5 protein-coding genes are annotated in these 4,255 nt (G+C 32.9%); all 5 read left to right on the forward strand.

What is annotated here, in order from left to right:
• The coding region (locus ACYVRH_RS11085; RefSeq protein ID WP_461256976.1) for a hypothetical protein at window positions 1–180 on the forward strand (180 nt) is incomplete at its 5' end.
• A gap of 1,005 nt (window positions 181–1,185) precedes the next feature.
• The gene (locus ACYVRH_RS11090; protein WP_461256977.1) at window positions 1,186–1,476 is read left to right on the forward strand and encodes a nucleotidyltransferase family protein; all 291 of its coding nucleotides are present in this window, start codon (window positions 1,186–1,188) and stop codon (window positions 1,474–1,476) included.
• Window positions 1,463–1,906 (forward strand): HepT-like ribonuclease domain-containing protein, encoded by a 444-nt coding sequence (locus ACYVRH_RS11095; protein ID WP_461256978.1) that lies wholly within the window; start codon window positions 1,463–1,465, stop codon window positions 1,904–1,906. Before ACYVRH_RS11090 ends, ACYVRH_RS11095 begins: the two co-directional genes overlap by 14 nt.
• A 385-nt stretch (window positions 1,907–2,291) precedes the next feature.
• On the forward strand, window positions 2,292–3,578 hold the full coding sequence (locus tag ACYVRH_RS11100; RefSeq protein ID WP_461256979.1) for an adenine-specific methyltransferase EcoRI family protein: 1,287 nt from the start codon (window positions 2,292–2,294) through the stop codon (window positions 3,576–3,578).
• 353 nt (window positions 3,579–3,931) lie between these two features.
• Window positions 3,932–4,174 carry a hypothetical protein gene (locus tag ACYVRH_RS11105; RefSeq protein ID WP_461256980.1) on the forward strand — a complete coding sequence of 81 codons (243 nt, stop codon included), beginning with the start codon at window positions 3,932–3,934 and terminating at the stop codon, window positions 4,172–4,174.
• Window positions 4,175–4,255 lie beyond the last annotated feature (81 nt).

The following is a 4,255-nucleotide window of genomic DNA, read 5'->3' on the forward strand; positions in this document are numbered from 1 at the left end:
GATCAAAATAAAAATCAATTAGATCATTCTAATGTTCATTGGGTTGAGTTGCACTCAAAAGAAGGGTATAGGCGTTTTAAGAATATTTTAGAAAAATTAGAAATACCTCATAAAGATTTTTCAAATAATATTGATTCAAAACTTGATGTTATTTTTGGAGATATATTTTCTGAAAATTAATAAAAGGAAAAATAACTTCGCCTAACAGGTCGGTAACTGCTTCGCCGCCTTACGGCGGCTCGGGCTACGCAAAACGCTAGTCGGGGCTACGCCCCTTTGTGGCGTTTCGCTCCGCCACATTTTTGCTTTTGCGAGAAACTGCTTCGCAGTTTCCTTATCGCAAAAGCAAAAACGTCAGTTACCGCCGAAACGTTAAACGCCAGTTTTGTAAGGCAAAATAAAATTTTACCTAAAAGGGCTAAGCGTTACCTACAAACGGTGCCAGATAAGATGATTTAAATAATTGATCTAAAATTTATTCGATTATGGCTGTTCGCCTTCTTCAGAATACGCTTAGTATCAATAAAACTAAAATTATTCCATAAAGGTTAGACGTATGCCGCAAAATATAAATAATAGAGTTTGGGCATATTATTTTAAACAAATTTACTCAAATTTGGGCTATTCGCATACTTCAGATTATGTTTGTTATCATTGAAAAATAAATTTATTACATATAGGCTAAACGTTACCTACAAACAGCGCAAGGAAAAATGATTTAAATATTTGATCTAAAATTTTATTCGATTATGGCTTTTCGCCTTCTTCAAGATACGCTTATTATCATTTAAATATAAATTTATTAGATTATGGCTGTGCGTCTTCTTTAAAACGTTTAATAATATTGGAATATAAAGTTATTTTAAAATATATACTTAAAAAATAATTAAAAAATGATATAAAACATTTATTGGAGCAAAACCGGCGTTTAACAGGTCGGTAACTGCACGCCGCCTGACGGCGGCTAGGCTACGCAAAGCACCAGTCGGGGCTTCGCCCCTTTGTGGTGCTTTGCTCCGCCACATTTTTTTGCGCCCGTAAAACCGCTTCGCGGTTTTCATCATCGGGCGCAAAAAAACGTCAGTTACCGCCAGACGTTAAGCGAAATACCACTGAAAATTTTATATGAAAAAATATTCAAAAAAACACTTGAAAAGGTTAAAAAAATGATGTAAAATTCTATTTATGAATATTGAAACAATAAATGCCTTGGAAAAGGCTATAAAAAACGAGAATTTACTCAAAAAATACAACCTTGAGAGAATAGGTGTGTTTGGCTCATTTGCGCGAGGGGAAAAGGCAAATGATATTGATTTTTTTATTGACTCGGAGAACTATAATATTAAGAATTTAGTAGGTTTAAAAAATGATCTCGAAAAAATTACTGAAAAAGAAGTAGACATAATGATTAAAAAGTATGCTAATCCAATAATTTTACATCGTGCTGAAAAGGATATGAAATATGTTACCCAATGAGAAAAATGATTTATTATATTTGTTAAATATTTTGGAATATATCGGAAAAATATGGAAATATACCGAAAAAATAAATGATGCGGAAGAATTGTTTGAATTAAATGAACAAATGAATCTAAATGCTTCACTTACATTATTGGTAAATATAGGAGAAAATACTTCAAAGACAACCGAAGAATTAAAAAATGATTATCCGAATATTGAATGGCAAAAAATAAAGGATTTTAGAAATAGAATAGTGCATGATTATGTCGGAATAGATTTGGCTATAGTATATGAAATTATAACAAATGATTTGAAAATATTAAAACCAGAAATAATAAAGATAATAAAAGAAAAAATAAAACAAAAAATATTTGACATTGAAGAAATAAAAATATGTAAAGAAAGTAAATATTATAATAATATAGAATTTAATGAAATATTGTAGAATGAAATGGTGGTACGTCGTCTAACAGGCCGGTAAACGCATCGCCGCCTTCGGCGGCTCGGGCTACGAAAAACCGTGTTCGGGCTTCGCCCTCTGCACGGTTTTTCTACGCCACATTTTTTTGCGCCCGAAAAACCGCTACGCGGTTTTCTTCATCGGGCGCAAAAAAACGTCGTTTACCGCCGGACGTTATGCGAAACACCACCACAAAGATATATAAGAGCAAAACATAACCAGCGATATTAAATTTAATGTATAAATTAAAGGTTTTATTGCCGGGCAACCTTCAAAAAACGGTAAAAATAACCCCAAAACGGCACTTGAACAGTAATATTGAAATATGCTATTATAATTCAATTAAACTTGACGGTAAAAGGGGCTTGTTTTGGCAAAAAGTAAGGCGGTTAAACAATATATTTATATCGTTCAGGCATCTTTAGAACCTTCTAAATGTAAAATCGGAAAAACAAATGATCTGGAAAGACGTTTAAAAGAATATGATAATATGACTGGTAAATCTAAAGAGAACAAATACCAGTATTTATTCACTTGTGAGGTTAAAAATATGGCACAGGTGGAAAATGACATTAAAGAAAAATATTCTTTTCTTAGGGAAGAAAAAAGCAAGGAAATATATTTTTATAATACTCCATTGTTTAAGGATTATGTTAAATTCATTAAATCCCATAAAATGTTTGTGAAAGAAATATTTATTAAAACAGAAAGTAAAAAACAAATTGTAAAAATAATAAAGAAAACAACTCCGTCTCTTGAAGAAAGAGGTGTTACAAGAAAGGATTTATTGCAAAAAGCACAAAAGATAAAAAATGACGAATTTTATACAAGATACGAAGATATTGAAAAAGAATTAAAAATGTATAATAAAAATATTTGGAAAAATAAAACCGTATTTTGTAATTGTGATGACGCCGTTGATGATGACGAAAGAAATACGTCGGCATTTGCTATATATTTCATACACTACTTCCAATATCTTGGATTAAAAAAACTAATATGCACACATTATAGCGGTGTAGTGGATTTATTTAATCAAGGGGCAAAAGGGTATATATTTACAAAAGACGGTTTCAAAGAATTTAAGGAATATCCCGAAGGTTATACCGGCAGTTTTGATCACCCTACTTCGTTAAAAATACTTAAAGAAGAAACTGACATTGTATGCACAAATCCGCCGTTTTCAAGATCGTCAGATTATTGGGAATTAATTATTAAAAGTGGTAAAAAGTTTTTAATTATATCTGCAATGACTAATCCGGTAACTACGGCATTTATCCCTTATTTTATGGATAATAAGGTATGGGCTGGATTTAACAGAGTGGATTTTTTCTTAAATCCTAAAAAAGAATTAGTAGAAAATAGGGCATATTGGTATACAAATTTCACAATAAAAAATAGACCAAAATATAAATATTTAAAAATAATTCCCTTAAAAGAGATACCCGAAAAATATAAAAAATATGATGATTCAAAAACATTAGTAGTGGATAATTGTTACATACCTAGCGATTATAAAAAATCTATAGCTATTAGCATATTCCCCATTTTTAACGGTATATTGGAAAAGGGGTATAAAATTATAGATGGTAAACAATATTTTCCATATATAAATGGTAAAAAGTGTTTCGCAAGGGTATTGATAAAGAAAATATAAAGCATAACAAATCGGCGTAGTACGATATGGCGGCGTGTGGTGGTGCATCGCATAACAGGCCGGTAAACGCATCGCCGCCTTCGGCGGCTCGGGGTTCCGTTCGGCTAGGTCGCCTAAAGACGCCCACGCCTCACTCCACCCACATTTTTTTGCGCCCGTAAAACCGCTTCGCGGTTTTCCTCATCGGGCGCAAAAAAACGTCGTTTACCGCCAAACGTTAAACGACAATTTTTTTACCCCAAATTTGTCGTCGCTCCGTGCCCTCCATGGCACGGGGAATTTGTTGTTTTAGGGTTTAGGAGAAGAAAAAATTAAATGCGCCGTTGGCGCAAAGAAAATTTAAGGAGGATTTTATGAAAATTATGAGAAAATTTTTTCTTGGGTTGGTTGCTTTGGTAATGGCATTTTCTGCTTGTGGCAGTGATAACACCGACAATGGTGGTGATCCAAAATTGGCAGGAACAATTACGCTTTCACTTACACAATTACCACAACATGGATTAGACGGAGTAGTACGTTATGGAGACACATTAACCGCTGTTTTAAACAGTAGACTTGTTCGACAACCCATTATTTACACCTGTTTTCAAAATTAATAACACCGCAGATTAAAGACAATCTAAGCAGATGCCTTTTACAGTGATTCCTATATGGATACGCCATAATTTAAAATGTGT

The organism is Treponema sp. R80B11-R83G3, assembly GCF_054786115.1.

Excerpts from the sequence above, each read along its gene's own strand:
- ACYVRH_RS11090 (WP_461256977.1), top strand. The coding sequence starts at position 1,186 with ATGAATATTGAAACAATAAATGCCTTGGAAAAGGCTATAAAAAACGAG.
- ACYVRH_RS11095 (WP_461256978.1), top strand. The coding sequence starts at position 1,463 with ATGTTACCCAATGAGAAAAATGATTTATTATATTTGTTAAATATTTTG.
- ACYVRH_RS11105 (WP_461256980.1), top strand. The coding sequence starts at position 3,932 with ATGAAAATTATGAGAAAATTTTTTCTTGGGTTGGTTGCTTTGGTAATG.